The organism is Mesorhizobium sp. ESP-6-4 (assembly GCF_020164735.1).
In the GTDB taxonomy this organism is placed as follows: domain Bacteria; phylum Pseudomonadota; class Alphaproteobacteria; order Rhizobiales; family Rhizobiaceae; genus Mesorhizobium.
This window is the reverse complement of sequence record NZ_JAIUGS010000020.1, coordinates 1-16,583: the sequence shown is the minus strand read 5'-3', so window position 1 is coordinate 16,583 and position 16,583 is coordinate 1. Positions and strand designations below refer to the sequence as shown.

General features: G+C 64.3%; 18 protein-coding genes and 1 riboswitch. Of the genes, 9 read left to right on the top strand and 9 right to left on the bottom strand.

Features of this window, described 5'->3' with window-relative positions; translation table 11 throughout:
* Positions 1 to 201: 201 nt before the first annotated feature.
* The gene (locus LB523_RS24925) at positions 202 to 1,137 is read right to left on the bottom strand and encodes a prephenate/arogenate dehydrogenase family protein (protein WP_224607965.1); all 936 of its coding nucleotides are present in this window, start codon (positions 1,135 to 1,137) and stop codon (positions 202 to 204) included.
* A gap of 6 nt (positions 1,138 to 1,143) precedes the next feature.
* A complete protein-coding gene (hisC, locus tag LB523_RS24920) occupies positions 1,144 to 2,247 on the bottom strand; it encodes a histidinol-phosphate transaminase (protein ID WP_224607962.1) in 1,104 nt (367 codons plus the stop codon).
* A 146-nt stretch (positions 2,248 to 2,393) separates the two neighbouring features.
* Positions 2,394 to 2,471, top strand: a riboswitch (SAM riboswitch).
* Positions 2,472 to 2,567: 96 nt separating this feature from the next.
* Here hisC and metX point away from each other — a divergent pair.
* From metX to LB523_RS24905, 3 genes are read left to right on the top strand one after another with little or no spacing between them, the layout of a single operon-like run.
* On the top strand, positions 2,568 to 3,737 hold the full coding sequence (gene metX, locus LB523_RS24915) for a homoserine O-acetyltransferase MetX (RefSeq protein WP_224527392.1): 1,170 nt from the start codon (positions 2,568 to 2,570) through the stop codon (positions 3,735 to 3,737).
* 58 nt (positions 3,738 to 3,795) lie between these two features.
* On the top strand, positions 3,796 to 4,410 hold the full coding sequence (metW, locus tag LB523_RS24910; RefSeq protein WP_095767561.1) for a methionine biosynthesis protein MetW: 615 nt from the start codon (positions 3,796 to 3,798) through the stop codon (positions 4,408 to 4,410).
* A gap of 60 nt (positions 4,411 to 4,470) precedes the next feature.
* Positions 4,471 to 5,457 carry a glycosyltransferase gene (locus tag LB523_RS24905; RefSeq protein ID WP_224607959.1) on the top strand — a complete coding sequence of 329 codons (987 nt, stop codon included), beginning with the start codon at positions 4,471 to 4,473 and terminating at the stop codon, positions 5,455 to 5,457.
* Between the two features lie 39 nt (positions 5,458 to 5,496).
* Here the strand turns inward: LB523_RS24905 and LB523_RS24900 are convergent, their stop codons facing one another.
* The gene (locus LB523_RS24900; protein ID WP_224607956.1) at positions 5,497 to 5,817 is read right to left on the bottom strand and encodes a DUF1330 domain-containing protein; all 321 of its coding nucleotides are present in this window, start codon (positions 5,815 to 5,817) and stop codon (positions 5,497 to 5,499) included.
* A 334-nt stretch (positions 5,818 to 6,151) separates the two neighbouring features.
* Between LB523_RS24900 and LB523_RS24895 the strand changes: the two genes are divergently transcribed.
* Entirely contained in the window at positions 6,152 to 7,081 is a 930-nt protein-coding gene (locus LB523_RS24895; RefSeq protein WP_224607952.1) for a glycosyltransferase family 2 protein, read from the top strand.
* 14 nt (positions 7,082 to 7,095) lie between these two features.
* On the opposite strand, the gene LB523_RS24890 is transcribed toward LB523_RS24895, so the two are convergent.
* From LB523_RS24890 to LB523_RS24880, 3 genes are all read right to left on the bottom strand, one after another.
* Positions 7,096 to 7,887, bottom strand: a complete 792-nt coding sequence (locus tag LB523_RS24890) for a DUF1194 domain-containing protein (protein WP_411966492.1) — start codon at positions 7,885 to 7,887, stop codon at positions 7,096 to 7,098.
* Positions 7,888 to 7,948: 61 nt separating this feature from the next.
* Positions 7,949 to 9,778 (bottom strand): ABC transporter ATP-binding protein/permease, encoded by a 1,830-nt coding sequence (locus LB523_RS24885; RefSeq protein WP_224607946.1) that lies wholly within the window; start codon positions 9,776 to 9,778, stop codon positions 7,949 to 7,951.
* Positions 9,779 to 9,893: 115 nt separating this feature from the next.
* Positions 9,894 to 10,670, bottom strand: coding sequence for a class I SAM-dependent methyltransferase (locus LB523_RS24880; RefSeq protein ID WP_095767455.1), 777 nt, complete (start codon positions 10,668 to 10,670; stop codon positions 9,894 to 9,896).
* Positions 10,671 to 10,804: 134 nt separating this feature from the next.
* Here LB523_RS24880 and gloB point away from each other — a divergent pair, with 134 nt between their 5' ends.
* Entirely contained in the window at positions 10,805 to 11,572 is a 768-nt protein-coding gene (gene gloB, locus LB523_RS24875) for a hydroxyacylglutathione hydrolase (RefSeq protein WP_224607943.1), read from the top strand.
* A 53-nt stretch (positions 11,573 to 11,625) separates the two neighbouring features.
* Positions 11,626 to 12,063: a cupin domain-containing protein gene (locus tag LB523_RS24870; RefSeq protein WP_224607939.1), complete on the top strand. Its 438-nt coding sequence runs from the start codon at positions 11,626 to 11,628 to the stop codon at positions 12,061 to 12,063.
* Here LB523_RS24870 and LB523_RS24865 read toward each other — a convergent pair.
* From LB523_RS24865 to LB523_RS24855, 3 genes are read right to left on the bottom strand one after another with little or no spacing between them, the layout of a single operon-like run.
* On the bottom strand, positions 12,052 to 12,723 hold the full coding sequence (locus tag LB523_RS24865) for a lysoplasmalogenase (protein WP_224607936.1): 672 nt from the start codon (positions 12,721 to 12,723) through the stop codon (positions 12,052 to 12,054). The genes LB523_RS24870 and LB523_RS24865 overlap by 12 nt on opposite strands.
* Positions 12,720 to 13,607, bottom strand: coding sequence for a DMT family transporter (locus tag LB523_RS24860; protein ID WP_095767451.1), 888 nt, complete (start codon positions 13,605 to 13,607; stop codon positions 12,720 to 12,722). The genes LB523_RS24865 and LB523_RS24860 overlap by 4 nt, the downstream gene beginning before the upstream one ends.
* 32 nt (positions 13,608 to 13,639) lie before the next feature.
* Positions 13,640 to 14,431, bottom strand: a complete 792-nt coding sequence (locus LB523_RS24855; RefSeq protein ID WP_224607933.1) for a DUF3108 domain-containing protein — start codon at positions 14,429 to 14,431, stop codon at positions 13,640 to 13,642.
* A gap of 256 nt (positions 14,432 to 14,687) precedes the next feature.
* Here LB523_RS24855 and rpmB point away from each other — a divergent pair, with 256 nt between their 5' ends.
* From rpmB to LB523_RS24840, 3 genes are all read left to right on the top strand, one after another.
* Positions 14,688 to 14,984, top strand: coding sequence for a 50S ribosomal protein L28 (rpmB, locus tag LB523_RS24850; RefSeq protein WP_095767449.1), 297 nt, complete (start codon positions 14,688 to 14,690; stop codon positions 14,982 to 14,984).
* 114 nt (positions 14,985 to 15,098) lie between these two features.
* Positions 15,099 to 15,779: a queuosine precursor transporter gene (locus LB523_RS24845; RefSeq protein WP_224607930.1), complete on the top strand. Its 681-nt coding sequence runs from the start codon at positions 15,099 to 15,101 to the stop codon at positions 15,777 to 15,779.
* A gap of 29 nt (positions 15,780 to 15,808) precedes the next feature.
* The gene (locus LB523_RS24840; protein WP_224607926.1) at positions 15,809 to 16,483 is read left to right on the top strand and encodes a hypothetical protein; all 675 of its coding nucleotides are present in this window, start codon (positions 15,809 to 15,811) and stop codon (positions 16,481 to 16,483) included.
* The last annotated feature ends 100 nt before the right edge of the window (positions 16,484 to 16,583 follow it).

Sequence of the window (16,583 nt, the reverse complement as noted above, 5' to 3'; positions counted from 1 at the left end):
GAGCCATGGAATGCGGCGGAGCAGAATTCTGCACCGCGACAGCGCTCGGAAGTCACGGAATGGATGCTCGGGTCTGCGCGCGTCGCTTCGCTCCTTGCTCAGCCCGTGGATGACGATCGCGATGGGCGTTTCGGCCAATCTCCAGCGTATGCGCCTGCCCAGGCTGACAGGTCAATCCACGCCAGAGAACGAGGGAAAAGCCTAAGGCTTGGCCGGGTGCTCGACCGCCTGGCGGCCAAAATCCGGCACATCGATATCCTGGCCGGCCTCGATGATCGAACGGCGGATTGCGCGGGTGCGGGTGAAGAGGTCGAACAGCTTCTCGCCGTCGCCCCAGCGGATCGCCCGCTGCAGTGAGGCCAGATCCTCCGAGAAACGCGCCAGCATCTCCAGGATCGCGTCCTTGTTGTGCAGGCACACGTCCCGCCACATGGTCGGGTCGGAGGCGGCAAGACGGGTGAAGTCGCGGAAGCCGGAAGCGGAATATTTGATGACTTCACTCTTGGTCACCGCTTCCAGATCGTCCGCCGTGCCGACGATGTTGTAGGCGATGATATGCGGCAGATGCGAAACGATCGCGAGCGTCATGTCGTGGTGCTGCGGGTCCATCGTATCGATGTTGGAGCCGCAGCGCTGCCAGAATTCCGAAAGCGTCTCGAGCGCGGCGGGATCGGTGCCCGGCAGCGGCGTGAAGATGCACCAGCGGTTCTCGAAGAGATCGGCAAAGCCGGCATCGGGTCCGGACTTTTCCGTGCCGGCCAACGGATGTCCGGGGATGAAGTGCACGCCTTCGGGCACATGCGGCTGCATTTGCGCGATGACGGAGGCTTTGGTCGAGCCGACATCGGTGAGGATGGCGCCGTTCTTCAGCGCAGGCGCGATCTCGGCCGCAACCTCGCCGGACGAGCCGACCGGAACCGAAACGATGACGAGATCGGCGTCGCGCACGGCTTCGCGAGCATCGGTGCTATAGGAATCGCCGAGGCCAAGCTCCTCGGCGCGCTTGAGCGTCGATTGGCTGCGCGTCGCTATGGCGATATGGCGCGCCAGACCCTCGCGGCGGACAATGCGGGCAAGCGACGAGCCGATCAGGCCGATGCCGACCAGCGCTATTTTCTCGAACATCGGTGACGCCATGGTGTTCTAGCTTTTCAGGAAGGTCGTGAGCGCATCGATGACGCCGCGATTGGCTTCCTCGGTGCCGACGCTCATGCGCAGCGCATTGGGGAAGCCGTAGCCGGTGACGCGGCGCAGGATGTAGCCGCGGGCGCTCAGATAGTCGTCCGCGGCCGTCGCCGAATGTTTCTCGCCGTCGGGGAAATGGATCAGGACGAAATTGCCGACGCTGGGCGTGACGCGCAGGCCGAGCCCGGTGAGCTCGCCGCTGAGCCAGGCCAGCCATTTCTCGTTATGCGCCACGCTGCGCTCGATATGGGCGCGGTCGCGGATCGCGGCGATGCCGGCCTCAATCGCCGTAGCGTTGACGTTGAAGGGGCCGCGAATGCGGTTGATCGCATCGACGATATGCGCCGGCCCGTACATCCAGCCAACGCGCGCGCCGCCGAGGCCGAGCTTGGAGAAGGTGCGGGTCATCACCACGTTCTCGGAACTGCCGGCGAGCTCGATGCCGGCCTCGTAGTCGTTGCGCCGCACATATTCGGCGTAGGCCGCGTCTAGCACCAGGAGCACGTTCTTCGGCAATGCAGCGTGCAGCCGGCGCACTTCCTGGAACGGCACGTAGGTGCCGGTCGGATTGTTGGGGTTGGCGAGGAACACGATCCGCGTCGCCGGCGTCACCGCCGCGAGAATCGCGTCGATGTCGGCGCGCTCCTCGGTTTCCTTGACCGCCACCGGCTTTGCGCCCGCCGCCTGGATATAGATTTTGTAGACCATGAAGGCGTGCTCGGTGAACACGGCCTCGTCGCCCGGCGCGAGATAGGTCTGCGCCAGCAGCCCCAGGATCTCGTCGGAGCCGTTGGAGCAGATGATGTTGGTCGGGTTGAGGCCATGCACCTCGGCGATCGCCTCGCGCAGCCGGCGGGCAGAGCCGTCCGGATAGACATCGAGCTTCGCCGCCACTTCGCGCGCGGCCTCGATCGCTTTCGGCGAGGGCCCGAGCGGATTTTCGTTCGCCGACAGCTTATAGACCTTCGTCACGCCGGCCGGCGCGGTGCTTTTTCCCGGCACATAGGCCTCGATGTCCATAATGCCCGCGCGGGGCGTCGGACGGGGCTGATCCTGCTTCATGTCACAAATCCGTCGAGAAGGCCTTCAAGGCCGCAGCGGAAATACAGGCCACGGGCTGGAATGTCGAGTGCCGCCGGCTGGCACCCGTATCCGGTCGCGAGGAGGCCACCCGTTGACGAAGCGCGGCGCTGGTCCTAGAAGGATTGCCAGACTCCCGTGGTGATTTGGCCGGTCGGCTTGCAGCCACGTTAAACAACTCGCTAAAGGGCCGTTTGCAACCTGTAACCGGCTTTGCGACGGCAATGCCGGTTTTTTATTGTCCGCTGCCGGCCGGACACCGCGTCGGGACGAAACCGATGCGGGACAGGATGAGGACGGACATGGCCGCTCAGCGTGCTGCAAGAACCAACGACGAGGCCGACCATCCGTCGAGCCCGGTGCTGCGGTTCGGCCCCGACAAGCCGCTGAAGCTCGACGCCGGAACGCTGCTCTCGCCCTTCCAGATTGCCTACCAGACCTATGGCACGCTCAACGACGCGCGTTCCAATGCCATCCTCGTCTGCCATGCGCTGACCGGCGACCAGCACGTCGCCAACACCAATCCGGTGACCGGCAAGCCGGGCTGGTGGGAGGTTCTGATCGGCCCCGGCAGGATCATCGACACCAACCGTTTCTTCGTCATCTGCTCCAACGTCGTCGGCGGCTGCCTCGGCTCGACTGGTCCGGCCTCCACCAACCCGGCGACCGGCAAGCCCTACGGGCTCGACCTGCCGATCATCACCATCCGCGACATGGTGCGCGCGCAGACGATGCTGGTCGATCATTTCGGCATCGAGAAGCTGTTTTGCGTGCTTGGCGGCTCGATGGGCGGCATGCAGGTTCTGGAATGGGCGGCGAGCCATTCGGAGCGCGTGTTCTGCGTCCTGCCGATCGCCACCGGCGCCCGCCATTCCTCGCAGAACATCGCCTTCCATGAAGTCGGCCGACAGGCCGTCATGGCCGATCCCGACTGGCATGGCGGCAAATATCTCGATTTCGGCAAGCGGCCGGAAAAAGGGCTCGCCGTCGCGCGCATGGCCGCTCACATCACCTACCTTTCGGAAGCCGCGCTCCACCGCAAGTTCGGCCGCAATTTGCAGGACCGCGAGGCGCTGACCTTCGGCTTCGACGCCGATTTCCAGATCGAGAGCTATCTGCGCCATCAGGGCATGACCTTCGTCGACCGCTTCGACGCCAATTCCTACCTCTATCTGACCCGCGCGATGGACTATTTCGACCTTGCCGCCGATCACGGCGGGCGCCTGGCCGACGCCTTCGCCGGCACCAAGACGCGTTTTTGCCTGGTTTCCTTCACCAGCGACTGGCTGTTCCCGACCGAGGAGAGCCGATCGATCGTGCATGCCTTGAACGCGGCGGGCGCTTCCGTCTCCTTCGTCGAGATCGAGACCGATCGCGGCCACGACGCCTTCCTGCTCGACGAGCCGGAGCTGTTCGCGGCCATCAACGGCTTCATCGCCTCCGCCGCCCGCGCCAGGGGGCTAAGCCTATGACCCCGACAAGTCGCCGACTTTTCGGACCGCGATCATGCGCTATGCAGGAGGCGAAGCCATGAGCGTCAATCGCGCCCAGCGTGTCGACCTCGAGGTCGTCACCGATCTCATCCCGGCCAATTCGCGCGTCCTCGATGTCGGCTCGGGCGATGGACTGCTTCTGGAACTCCTGCAGGAGACCAAGCAGGTCGACGGCCGCGGGCTGGAACTGTCGCAGCGCGGCGTCAACGAATGCGTGGCGCGCGGCCTTTCCGTCGTTCAGGGCGATGCCGACAAGGACCTCGAATTCTATCCCGACAAGGGCTTCGACTTCGTCGTGCTCTCACAGACCCTGCAGGCGACCCGCAACCCGAAGCTGGTGCTCGACGAGCTGCTTCGTATCGGCAACCGCGCCATCGTCTCCTTCCCCAATTTCGGCCACTGGCGCGTGCGCTTCTCGCTGTTGGTCAAGGGCAGGATGCCGGTCACCAAGGACCTGCCCTACTCCTGGTACGACACGCCCAACATCCATTTCTGCACCATCCGCGACTTCGTCAATCTGTGCGAGGAGCTTGGCGCGACCGTCGAGAAGGCAACCGCGCTCGACGCCAACGGCCAGAAGATCGGCCTGTCGATGCCCTGGTGGTTCTGGAATTTTTTTGGTCAGCAGGCGGTGTTTTTGCTGAGGCGATGACGGTAGCTTTGGTCGAACCTTGTGTTTTCTGCGATTACGAGATGGGTGCGAACGGTGGCAATGGAACATCCAACCTATTCGATTGTGATTGAAATGGAAAATGCCAGATCCGTCGACTGGGACGAGATCGGTTTGGGATTGAAGGCCCTGGCGCGCGAGATCGCCGCTGTTTCAGCAAAAGGCTTTGCGCGACCGAAGGTTATCATCTCGCATGCCGGGTCAGACGCCGACGCCTCGATCCTGCAAAGCCACATTAAGGCCGAAGCGCCGCAGTTGGGCGAAGCCGCCGAGATGATCTTCGCCGCCTGCCCAGGTGGCCGGTATTACGAGCTCAAGAACAATGGCGTGCGTTTAGCCGAAGGGAACGCAGTCATTTTCACGGATTCCGACACGGTTACGGAGCAGGGTTGGCTCGCAGCCATGCTGACGCCCTTTCGCGATAACGAAACCGTCTGCGTCAACGGTCATACCTATCTTTGGTACGATGATTTCTCTTCGCGAACCTTCGCCTTGATCTGGTTCTTCCCGATGGCCCGTGGAGACACGAGATTTGCGGCGAAGCGAGCCATCAATGCCAACAATGTCGCCTTCCGGCGCGACTGGATTTCCAGTCATCCCTTTCCGAAACATAATGGTTTCAAGGTGTCTTGCACGCTGTTGATGCATCAGCTTTGGCGCGAGGGCCACAAAATCGTCAATGTCGACGCGCGCGCTTACCACTACCCGCCGCGCGGTTTGCGTTTCTTCTGTTGGCGCGCTCTGGTGACTGGCAGGGATGCCGACCGGAAGTTCGTCGCGCTTCATGCCCCTAATCGCGCCCGGCGGATCGCCAAATCGTTCTCTCGCTGGGGAACGATGTCGTGGCGCACAACACGTCGCGTGATCGCTCATGCGCCACAGGCTGGCATGCCTTTCTGGCAGATTCCGTTTTCGCTGGCGCTCGGCCTAGCATTCTACACCCTTGCCTTTCTCGGCCATTTCGGCCTGGCTGCCGGCATCGTTCGCGACCAGATCGAGACCTTGCCCGACTATACCGGGCACAGCTAATTTAGGCAGTGCGCACGCCAATTCGTCTTCGTCGGCCGTTCAGCCAAGCACATCCGTAGCCTTGTGCGGATGCTCGACGCCGTCGACGAAGATCACGTCGGACTGCGAGTTCTCGGTGCGCAGCGAAAGGATCGCCTGATAGGCCGGTGAATTGTACCAGTCCCGCATGTGCTGCCTGCCGGGGAATTCGATGACGATCAGGTGCCCGGGCCAGCTGTTCTCGACGACCTCGACGTCGCCGCCGTGGACGACGAAGCGCCCGCCGAACGGCGCCAGCGTGGCGTCTATCCTCTCGAGATATTCGAGTATCCAGGGACCCGGGGTGACTTGGCGCATATGGGCAACGGCGTAAGCGGTCATGATCCTGCTCCTTGATGAAACAAAGCCGATCGGTCGGCTTCTTGGAGATCACCATGCGGCAGCTAGGTAGTTCGGTCGATTACCTCAGAAATAATCGGGACAAAACCGTCCGTTGGTTCCTATTGGCGGGCCGCCCAATCAACAGGAAGGCCAGTTGTGTTGCCATCAGACCGCAATGTTGCGGAAAAACCGCTAATTTCGGCATTTCTCGGCCGGCCTGGCGTGACACAAAGGGGGTTTTTTTGTAGCGTCGGCCGCAAATCAGAGGTGGGACACGAAGATAGCCATCGGACCCATCCGACAAACGCTAGATCCGACCGGTGGTGGCAGCCCGATGTCGAGCCAGGACGTTCCGCTGATCTCAGTGATCACGCCAACCCATAACCGTCGCAGCCAGGTCGTGCGCGCGGTGGAAAGCGTTCTGGCGCAGACACTTACCCGCTTCGAGCACATTGTGGTCGACGACGGTTCGACCGACGGGACGGCCGCTGCGCTCGCCGAAATCCGCGACCCGAGGCTGATTTATGTCGGCGCCAAATGGCGCGGCGCAAATGCCGCGCGCAATGCGGGCATCGAGCGCGCGCGGGCGCCGATCGTGACGTTTCTCGATTCGGACGATGTCTACCTGCCCGACCGGCTGGAACGGACGCTGGCGCGCTTCGACCAGAACTCCTCGCTCGAAGTCCTCATTAGCTCGTTCGTATCGCTGAAGGGCGGCCGCAGCACCAAATGCATCAATCGCGACGCCTTCCTCGACAAGAGCACGCTGCAGCGCGCCCTGGTCTCGCAGACCATCTTCATTGCCGGCTCGGCGATCACCGCAAGGCGCGAGTCGCTGCTCGCGATCGGCGGCTATGACAGCGACATCACGCGCATGCAGGATCGCGAATTGCTGCTGCGCTTTGCCCAACGCGGCGGCGCCTTGCTGTCCGAAGACATCGACTGGAAGAAGTACAATTCGGAGAATTCGATCTCAGGCCGCCGCGATGGCTATGTCGAGGCCTATGCCAGTCTGATCGACAAGCATCCTTATATCGCCGACCGCTATCCCGACGTTCCGCCTTACATGATAGCGCGCCAGATCATCGCCGATATCCTCAAGGGCAGGTTGCCGCAGGCGTTTTCGGGCTATCATGCCAACCGGGCGTCCAAGTCGCTCGGCTACTCGCCCGCCGAACTCTTGCGCGGCTATGTCGTCGGCCGCCGCTGGCGGCGCGACTGCTATGATGAGTTCCGCGCCAAATACGGCGCCCGGGCGATCTGAGAACCGCACGACGGCTATCTGTCGAGTTCCGGGAAATAAGGATCGGAAAACCGCTGCCGCAGGCGCTCGCCCAGCAGGCAATCGACCGGCATCGCATCCTCGACGTGGAAGGATCTGGCGTCTGTCAGGCCGCTGACTTCCTGGACCAGCTTGCGGCGGACGGCGGTCGAGAATTCGGACGCCGCGTAGATCGGCAGCACGAACGAACCGGCTCCTCCGGTCACGCAGTCGGCGTAGTAGCGGTCGAGACGGCCGACACTCGGCGACGGACTGATCAGTATGGGCAGGCCGTTGATGACGACACCGCTGGCAACGGCGGCGTCACGGGCTGCGGTGACGGGCAGCCCGGTATTGTTGGGCCCGTCTCCCGATATGTCGATGACGCGGCGTGGCGCCGAAAAGCCGGTTCTCTCCAGGAGCCCGGCGCCGAAGCCGAGGGCGCCCGAGATCGAGGTGCCGCGGAAGCTGCGGAACGGCCGCGTGGCGATCTTGTCGGCGAAGGCGTTGGCGCTGTCCTCGCCGTCGATGATCTGCCAGGCAATGGCCCCGTCCTCGCGCACGACGCCCGCCCATTCGAAATAGGCGAGCGCTATGCGGCCATTTGGACCCGCGCGTACGGCGTTGATGAAGTCGGGATGGCGCAGCGCTTCGACATAGCCGGCGCGCTGCAGGGCGAGTTCACGCTGGTCCATCGACTGCGAGATATCGACGGCAAGCACAAGTTCCACGTCCACCGGCGCGCCTTTGCCCGGGATGGGCAATGGCGCCGCCTCGGCGCAGGCAAGGCACACAAGCAGGCCGAGCATCGCAAGCATGGCAGCCTCGAACGACCCGGCGGATTTTCCCGGCGATCACGGCGAAAATAAGCTATTTCTTCCCCTGGCGGGCAGCGATGGGTGGTGGCTCGATCGCGCCGGCGCGGACACGGGCCGGCTTCAAAGCCGGTGCGCCGGTATCCTTCACGATATTCAGCGCGCGCGGGAAGAACTGGGTGTTGTGCTGGCCCCGCCCGATATTGATGATTGCGGTTTCGGGCAGGCGCTTCTGCAGCATGGCTAGCACCCGCCGCAACGTCGGCCCGTCGAACGCATCCAGGGCTTCGTCGATGATCACCCATTTCGGCTTGCGCAAGGCGAGCCTGGCGAAAGCCAGCGCCCGTTGTTCGTCATCGCCGAGCTCGCGTTCCCATCGCCTGGGACGATCAAGGGTGGTTGCCAGTGGATCGAGGCCGACCTCGCCAAGCACCGCCGCGATCTCGGCATCGCTGGCCGGGGCCTCGCCGTTCGGATGATCGAGCACCTCGCGCAGCGTGCCGGCCGGGAAATAGGGCACGCGCGGCACGAAGATGGGGGTCTCGCCGGCCGGCAGGCCGATCCGCCCGCTCCCCCACGGCCACAGGCCGGCAAGGGCGCGGAAGAACAATGTCTTGCCGGCGCCCGGCTCGCCGGTGATCATGACGCGCTCGCCGGCGTGGATTTCGACATCCGTCTGGGCAAGCTTGGTGCAGCCTTCCGGCGAAGCCACCTGAAGCGTGTCGAAGGTCAGGCTGCCATTGGCGTTTTCGCCGAACTGGATGTGTTTTTCCGTATCATGCAGCGCGTCGGTTTCGGTGAGCGCGATGCGGAAATCGGCCACGCGCATCAGAGTCGCGCGCCAGTCGGCTATGCTGCCGATGTTGTTGATGAACCAGCGCAGGGAAGAATGAACCTGGTTGAAGGCGCCGACCGCCATCATCAACCCGCCGAATGAGATGTCGCCCGAGAAATAGACCGGCGAAGCCACCAGGATAGGCGCCACCACCGTTATCCAGCCATAGGTGTCGGTCACCCAGGCCAGGTTGATCTGGGCGGCGAAGATGCGCCGCATGGCGCCCAGCACCGTGCCGAGATCGAGCTCGAGCCGGCGCCTGGCGTCTGGTTCGCCATGATAGAGCGCGATCGCATCGACATTCTCGTTGACCCGCACCATGGAGGAGCGCAGCTCCGCCTCGCGGGTGTAGCGCTCGCTGTTGAGGCCGATCAGCGGACGCCCGACCAGCCAACTCAGCCACGAGGCGATGCCGGCATAGAGGAACGCGGCCCAGACCATGTAGCCCGGTATCTCCAGCGAATGGCCGCCGACATGGAACACGAAGCCGGAAGACAGCTCCCACAGCACGCCGATGAAGGAGACAAGCAGAATGAACGACTGCAGCAGGCCGACGCCCAGATCCGTCGACAGATCCGACAAATGAGCGGCATCCTGCTGCATGCGCTGGTCGGGATTGACGCCGATGGCGCCGGCATTGGCAAGCCGGAAGGCCCGCGCCGGGCGCATCCATTGATCGATCAGGTCGAGCGTCAGCGCCTCGCGCAGCCTCAGACGGATCATCTGGTTGAGCCAGGTCTGGCCGATATTGAGCACCAGAAGCCCGCCGGCGATCATCGCAAAGACCAGAAGCTGGTGCAGGAAGGCCGTCATGTCGCGCCGGGCCAGCGCATCGTAGAAAGGCTGGTTCCAGCGATTGAGCAGGACCTGTCCGACCGAGGTTGCGACGATGACCGCGACGATACCGATGGAGACCCAGGCAAGTTGCCTGCGCACCGGCGAGGATTTCAGCCCCAGCTTGATCGTCGCCACCTGGTCGGCGAGGCTGCTCGCCTCCACCGAGACAACGGGTTTCTGCGGCCCCGGCTTTTTATTGGTCTGGTCGTCCATGAAGGATATTCCTGGTTTTCCGCTGCGGTCATGAATACCGCGCCGAGCGAGCATGCCTTAGCTCGGGCATGCCTCAGATAGGGTGACGATTGCCGCGCGATGCAAGGCGCGGCGATCACGAACGCGTCACTTGGCCAGGCGCGGCGTCAGCCGCACGCCGGCCAAGCCGCGTTGCGCCCTGCGGCGAGAAGACCGGCACGAAGACGCGGCGGGAGGCACGCTGCGCGACCGGCACGCCCTGGTAGAGCCGCTTCTGCGCCTCGACGACGATGACGCCGGAAAAGATCGGCCAGAACCGCCGGCCGGCCTTCTCCAGCACATTGTGGAAGCGCATCATGAAACGCCGCGGCGACGGCGGGAAGAACAGCGCATCGCTCCATGTCGCCGGGGTGAAATTCGCCTCGCGCAGCAGCTCGGTCAACTGGCCACGCGAGAACGGCCGGCCATTGCCGAAGGGCGTGTGCTCGAACCGCGCCCAGACGCCGCGCCGGTTGGGCACGACGATGACAACGCGCCCGGCCGGCGACAGCACGCGCCAGATCTCGTTCAGCGTCTCGCGCGGATTTTCGGCATGTTCGAGCGAATGCACCAAAAGCACGCGGTCGATGCAGGAATCGACCAGCGGCAGTTCCTCGTCGAAGACCAGCGCCGTCGCCGTCGGCCCCGACACCGGCCACACCACCGCGCCTTGCGTTGCCGGCATGAAGGCGAAGACGCGCTCGGCATCGGTGCCGAAGCGTTCCAGCCATGGCAGCGCATAGCCGAGGCCGACCAGCCGCTCATTGGGAACGGTCGCCCATACGGACGACAGCGCCATGGTGATCGAATGCTCGGCCAGGCGCCCGAGCGTGGTCGAATAGAAGGAACGCAGGTCGACGATATCCGAATGCATGCGCGCGACGGTAGCTGCGAAGGGGCCCAAGTTCAACAAAGGCGGAAAGTTCAACAAAGGTGCCGAGTTCAACAAACCCGGATGACATCGGCGGCCGGCCGCCCTATGTCTGCGACGACAAAGGGAGACATGCGATGCCGGTCGAAATCGAGCAGTTCATGTGCCGCACCGACAATTTCGGCGTGCTGGTCCACGATCCGAAAAGCGGACAGACGGCGATCATCGACGCGCCGCAAGAAGCGCCGATCCTGGCGGCGGTCAAGCGCACCGGCTGGACGCCGACATTGATCCTCACCACGCACCATCATGCTGACCATGTCGAAGCCAATCTGGCGCTGAAGGAACGCTTCAAATTGCGCATCGTCGGCCCGGAAGCCGAGAAGGCGAAGATCCCCGGCATCGACGAGACGGTCAGCCAAGGCTCGGTCGTGCTCCTTGGCGAGGAACGAATCGAGGTCATCGAGACGCCCGGCCATACCGCCGGCCACGTCTCCTACTATCTGCCGGCCTCGAAAGTGGCCTTCACCGCCGATACGCTGTTTGCGCTGGGTTGCGGCCGCCTGTTCGAATGCAAGCCGCCGGTCATGTATGACTCTTTGAAGAAGCTGGCGGCGCTGCCGGCGCAAACCGCCATCTACTGCGGCCACGAATACACCTTGGCCAATGCCCGTTTCGCGGTGACGGTCGACCCGACCAACTCAGCGCTGAAGCAGCGCGCGGCGAGGATCGAAGCGCTGCGCGCCGACGACAAGCCGACATTGCCGACGACCATCGGCGAGGAGTTGTCGACCAACCCGTTCCTGCGCTGGCACGACCCGACGATCCGCAAGCACCTCGGCATGGAGAACGCCTCGGACGCCGAGGTGTTTGCCGAGATCCGCAAGCGCAAGGATAATTTTTAGTTCCACCGCATGTCGACCAAAAGGCTCGACGTTCGTCGCAGCAAAGGCCGCCAATGACCAGCGCCGCCGAGATCATCGCAAGGCTAGGCCTCGAGCCGCATCCGGAGGGCGGCTGGTACGCCGAGACCTTTCGCGACGCCGCGGGCGGCCCGCGCGGTCATTCGACCGCGATCTACTTCCTGCTCGAGCACGGCCAGCTTTCGGCCTGGCACCGGGTGAAGGACGCGGCCGAGGTCTGGCATTTTTATGCCGGAGCGCCGCTGGCGCTGTCGATGCATGAGGAAGGCGCAGGCGCCGTCATCGAGCAGGTGCTTGGCACGGCTCTTACCGCCGGCGAGCGGCCGCAGATCGTCGTGCCGGCCGGCTGGTGGCAGTCGGCGCGCAGCCTGGGCGAGTGGACGCTGGTCGGCTGCACCGTGGCGCCGGGCTTCGATTTCGCCGCTTTCGAGCTGGCCGAGCCGGGCTGGCAGCCGGCTAGACTAGGCGAGTAGAAGTCCCAGCGTGATCGCCAGCTGGGCGGCGTAGTAAAGCACCCAGACCGCGTGGCGCATCCACACGAGCTGCGGCGAGATCGCCGCGACCAGAAAGCGCTCCGTTGCCAGCAGCCCGTCCGAGGCGATGAACAGCACCGCGCCGGCAATCACCCAGGGATGGTCCGTGGTGAGCGCCGAAATGCCCATGGCGAGGATCGCCGCGACATAGACGGCGACCGGCGCGCGCAGTTGCGGGCCGACGCGGCGCCAGAGCGCGGCAAGCATGACGATGCTGAATGCGGCCATGGCCAGGGCGATCGCGCCGCGCCAGGGTTCGGCGCTCAACAGGCCGAGCCCGCCGCCTGCCTGCGAAAACAGCGCAACATAGGCGATATGACCGGCGAGAAAGCTCGCCAGCCCGCCGAGAAAGGCCTTTTCGCCGTCGCGCGACAGGAAGGCGTCGCCGACGGCGCTGAGTGCCAGCGCCGCGACCAGCAGCAGCGGACCGCCCTGCATGGCGGCAAGCACGGCCAGCAAAGCCACGGCAACCGTCTTTGCCGCCGTGCGCGTCCACTTCGGCGGCATGTCGAGCGCAAAGGCGTAGATCACGGCCGCGACGAACGAGAACAAAAGCGTCGCGTTGGCGTTGGCCTCGACGCCGCCGGAAAACGGCATCATGCGTTGACCTCTTTCGCCGCCGGCTTGCGCATCAGCAGCGACTTCGCCGCGAGCGCAGCGCCACCGGTGATGAGCACGCAGGCAGCGAGGATGCGCAGCGACGGCTCGGCGACGCCGGCAGCGATCAGCACCAGCGTCGACAGAAGCGGCGCGGCATAGCTCGCCGCGCCCAGCACCTGGATGTTGCCGCGCTTGACGCCGATATCCCAGGCATAGAAGGCCGCGCCCACCGGCATCAGGCCGAGCCCGATGACGGCCAGCCATTGTCCGAGGCTGTCCGGCAGCACCGTCTTCTCAAGCAGCAGATGGCAGGCCAGCGACAGCGCCGACGTCGCCGCGCAGAACCAGGTGACGATCGAGGTCGGCACCGACGGAAAACGCCGCGACAAGAGCGAATAGGACGACCACAACAGCGCGCAGACGGCCGCCATCGCATAGCCGAAGGCGTAGCGCGCGTCGAAGGCCAGCCCGCCGCCCTTGGTGACGATCAGGAAGGTGCCGGCAAGGCCGAGCAGCGCCCCGACGACATGGTTCCAGGCAAGCCGCTCGCCCGGCATCAGCGCCGAGCCGAGCACGATCAGCAGCGGCCACAAATAGGCGATCAGGCTCGCCTCGACCGCCGGCGCATTGCGCAGCGCCGTGAAGTAGAAGAAATGATAACCGAACAGCCCGGCAATGCCGATCACCCAGACTTGGCGAGGGATCTTCCGGCCCCGGTCGGAAGCCGGCATCACCAGCCGCGCCACGAGCCCGACGCAGGTGCCGATGGCGAAGGTGATGGCCGACAACAGGAAGGGTGGCACCTGTCCGGAAGCGTTGGTGAGCAGCGCCAGCAGCGCCCACATGGCGACCGCCGAAAACCCGATCAGTGTTGCGCGCCCCATATTTCCCCCGCCGGCGCGCGGTGGCGCCTGTCCTAATTTACCGCCTCGAACCGTCTCGCGCTGATGGTCAGCGGACCAATCTGGGTCCCGACCGTGGCGCGGATCGGCGCATATATGCCGGATTGGCCGAGCGGTGCAAACGTCACCAGCATGCGGCTCTTGTTCTTCAGGAAATTCAAAGCCTTGCGGCCCTTGCGATAGCCCGCCACCGGCTCGAAGGCCATTTTGCAGGTCACCGTGTCGCCCTTGTAGCCCGGCACCGAGATCGATCCCTTGGAGGCATAAGTCAAGGTCAGGTCGGCGCGCATCTCGCCATCATAGAACTTGACCGTGCGTCCGCAGACCTTGTCCAGGCTGTCGGCATGGATGACGGTCGCGGCCATCGGATCGAGCACCGATTTCAGGTCGCTATCGCCCAGCGGCACCCAGCTCTTCGGATCGCGCTTCTTTGGCGCGGGAACGACTTGCGTGGAGGTGACGGCGCCGTTGTTGAAGCGGATATCGACCATCGAGGCCTTCTTGCCCGACGTATAGTCGGCCCGGAATGCGTGCGGTTGCATCTGCTTACCGGAAATGGTGCCTTTCGAGGAAATCGTGCCTTTCGTGTCGTCGAACAACTTGCCGAGGCCGGCGGCCGAGACGGTACCGTCAATGGCATAGTTGTCGCCTTGGTATCGGCTGGAGAAAGTCGCCCTGGCGATCGAAAGGCCGAGAAACGACACCGTATACTCGCCCTTGAACGACTGCGGCGGCGCGGCGGCGAAGCTCGTTGCCGGCACGGCAACGGCAAGCAGGGCGGCAAGTGCATAAGAAGGACGGAGCATGGCGGCTGGCTGATCCCTGGCGGTTCGGCCGGAACGCAGCGGCTCCAGCCTGGCAGATCCCTTCGCGATGGGCTTATACTGTGAAATCCGGCCTTTATATGGAGCGTGCCTGACAGCGGGGCGCGTGCCGGAGCTTGACGCAGTGGTGAAATGCCACTATGGAACGCCAACTTTTCCAAAGGCCGCCTGACCGAGACCGCGCGCCGCCCGGCGCGGGCAGAATGGTTTGGCAGGCTTAGAACTGAGGTTAGACAAGATGTCCCGCACCTGCGAACTCACTGCCAAGGCAGTCCAGACTGGCAACAATGTGAGCCACGCCAACAACAAGACCAAGCGTCGCTTCCTGCCGAATCTGGTTAATGTGACGCTGATTTCCGAAGCGCTGAACCAGAATGTTCGCCTGCGCATTTCGGCCAACGCGCTGCGTTCGGTCGAGCACCGCGGCGGCCTCGACGCTTTCCTGGCCAAGGCCGACGTCAAGGAATTGTCGCAGCGCGCCCGTCTGCTCAAGAAGCAGATCGCCAAGAAGCTGGCCGAGCAGTCGGCCGCTTAAAGCCGCAGCTTTCAGGCGGGGGACGACCGCCTCGAGCCCCGGCCAGACCGGTGCTCGAAACAGGAGCGAGCGTCGGCATGACGCTCGGCTGGTTCCATTACCCAGGATAAAAAAATGTATTTCCTGACGCGATATTTGCCCTTCGTGGCCGCCATGGCGCTTGTCGTCGTGGCGTCGAACATCCTCGTGCAGTTCCCGATGCAGGGCCAAGTCGGCGGCCTGTCGCTGGCCGACCTGCTGACCTGGGGCGCCTTCACCTATCCTTTCTCCTTCCTGGTCACCGACCTCGCCAACCGCCGCTATGGTCCGGCCGTGGCGCGCAAGGTGGTGTTCGTCGGCTTCATGACCGCGGTGACCTGTTCGATCCTGATTCCGCCCTTCCTGTTCCGTCATGGACTGATCGAGTTCGAGACCGCCGCCGACCGGCTGGTGCGCATCGCAGCCGCCTCGGGAGCTGCCTTCCTCGCCGCGCAATTGCTGGACGTTACCGTCTTCAACCGGCTGCGCCGGCAGAGCTGGTGGCGCGCGCCGATCGTCGGCACGCTGGTCGGCTCCATCTTCGATACCGTCGTCTTCTTCGGCGTCGCCTTCTCCGCCGCCTTCGCCTTTGCCGGTCCCAACGACAGCTTCGCACTGGAGACCGCGCCGCTGATGGGCGTGCTGCCGGTCGAGACGATGCGCTGGGTCTCCTGGGCGCTTGGCGACCTTTCGGTCAAGCTGATCATCGCCGTGGTGGCGCTGATCCCCTACCGGCTGCTCGCCGCGCGCTGGAGCCAGCCGGCGGTCGCGTTCTAGGCCATGAACCCAGCAAGTGGAATCAGGCCGTGATCCCCTGGATTCAGCTTGACTCCGCCCGCACGCCCGATGGCGGCCAGGAGCTGCGCCTGAAGCGGCGCGGCGCTGAATTCTCGATCATGCTCGGCACCAACGAGCTGATGAACAGCCGCCTCAGCGGTTCCGAGGAAGCGCTGGCCAGGCTTTCCTGTCAGCGTATCGCCGGACGCGAGCGGCCAAGCATCCTTATCGGCGGGCTCGGCATGGGCTTCACCTTGCGCGCCGCCCTCGCCGCGCTCGATCGGAACGCTGCCGTCACCGTGGCCGAGCTCGTCCCCGCGGTCGTCGACTGGGCACGCGGCCCCATGTCGGGGATCTTCGGCGGCTGCCTCGACGATCCCCGCGTCACCATTCGCGAGGTCGATGTCGGCCAGGTGATAGGGGCGGAGAAAGCCGCCTGGGACGCGATCCTGCTCGATGTCGACAATGGTCCCGAAGGCATCGTCTACGAGGGCAATGACACGCTCTACGGCGCCGCCGGCCTTGCGGCCGCGCGCACCGCGTTAAGGCCCGGCGGCGTGCTGGCGGTCTGGTCGCAGGGACCGGACGCCGGCTTCACCCGGCGGCTGAAACAGGCCGGCTTCGCGGTCGAGGAGATCAACACGCGGGCCAACGGCAAGCGCGGCGCCCGCCACGTCATCTGGATCGCAATCAACCAGGCCTGACGCTTTCAGCCACAGCCGCGGCGGCTTTACGCTTTGTTACGCCCGATCGTGCAGGATCGCGAAAATTCTCCAGAGTGGTGCGCCCAGTAGCAGAAAAAGC

Bases quoted from the DNA above. Each gene is read 5' to 3' on its own strand.
- metW (WP_095767561.1), top strand. From the start codon at position 3,796: ATGAGCGTCAATCGCGCCCAGCGTGTCGACCTCGAGGTCGTCACCGAT.
- LB523_RS24860 (WP_095767451.1), bottom strand. From the start codon at position 13,607: ATGGGGCGCGCAACACTGATCGGGTTTTCGGCGGTCGCCATGTGGGCG.
- metX (WP_224527392.1), top strand. From the start codon at position 2,568: ATGGCCGCTCAGCGTGCTGCAAGAACCAACGACGAGGCCGACCATCCG.
- LB523_RS24925 (WP_224607965.1), bottom strand. From the start codon at position 1,137: ATGGCGTCACCGATGTTCGAGAAAATAGCGCTGGTCGGCATCGGCCTG.
- LB523_RS24865 (WP_224607936.1), bottom strand. From the start codon at position 12,723: ATGATGCCGTTTTCCGGCGGCGTCGAGGCCAACGCCAACGCGACGCTT.
- LB523_RS24895 (WP_224607952.1), top strand. From the start codon at position 6,152: ATGTCGAGCCAGGACGTTCCGCTGATCTCAGTGATCACGCCAACCCAT.
- rpmB (WP_095767449.1), top strand. From the start codon at position 14,688: ATGTCCCGCACCTGCGAACTCACTGCCAAGGCAGTCCAGACTGGCAAC.
- LB523_RS24890 (WP_411966492.1), bottom strand. From the start codon at position 7,887: ATGCTCGGCCTGCTTGTGTGCCTTGCCTGCGCCGAGGCGGCGCCATTG.
- LB523_RS24870 (WP_224607939.1), top strand. From the start codon at position 11,626: ATGACCAGCGCCGCCGAGATCATCGCAAGGCTAGGCCTCGAGCCGCAT.
- LB523_RS24885 (WP_224607946.1), bottom strand. From the start codon at position 9,778: ATGGACGACCAGACCAATAAAAAGCCGGGGCCGCAGAAACCCGTTGTC.
- LB523_RS24880 (WP_095767455.1), bottom strand. From the start codon at position 10,670: ATGCATTCGGATATCGTCGACCTGCGTTCCTTCTATTCGACCACGCTC.
- gloB (WP_224607943.1), top strand. From the start codon at position 10,805: ATGCCGGTCGAAATCGAGCAGTTCATGTGCCGCACCGACAATTTCGGC.
- LB523_RS24900 (WP_224607956.1), bottom strand. From the start codon at position 5,817: ATGACCGCTTACGCCGTTGCCCATATGCGCCAAGTCACCCCGGGTCCC.
- hisC (WP_224607962.1), bottom strand. From the start codon at position 2,247: ATGAAGCAGGATCAGCCCCGTCCGACGCCCCGCGCGGGCATTATGGAC.
- LB523_RS24855 (WP_224607933.1), bottom strand. From the start codon at position 14,431: ATGCTCCGTCCTTCTTATGCACTTGCCGCCCTGCTTGCCGTTGCCGTG.
- LB523_RS24905 (WP_224607959.1), top strand. From the start codon at position 4,471: ATGGAACATCCAACCTATTCGATTGTGATTGAAATGGAAAATGCCAGA.
- LB523_RS24845 (WP_224607930.1), top strand. From the start codon at position 15,099: ATGTATTTCCTGACGCGATATTTGCCCTTCGTGGCCGCCATGGCGCTT.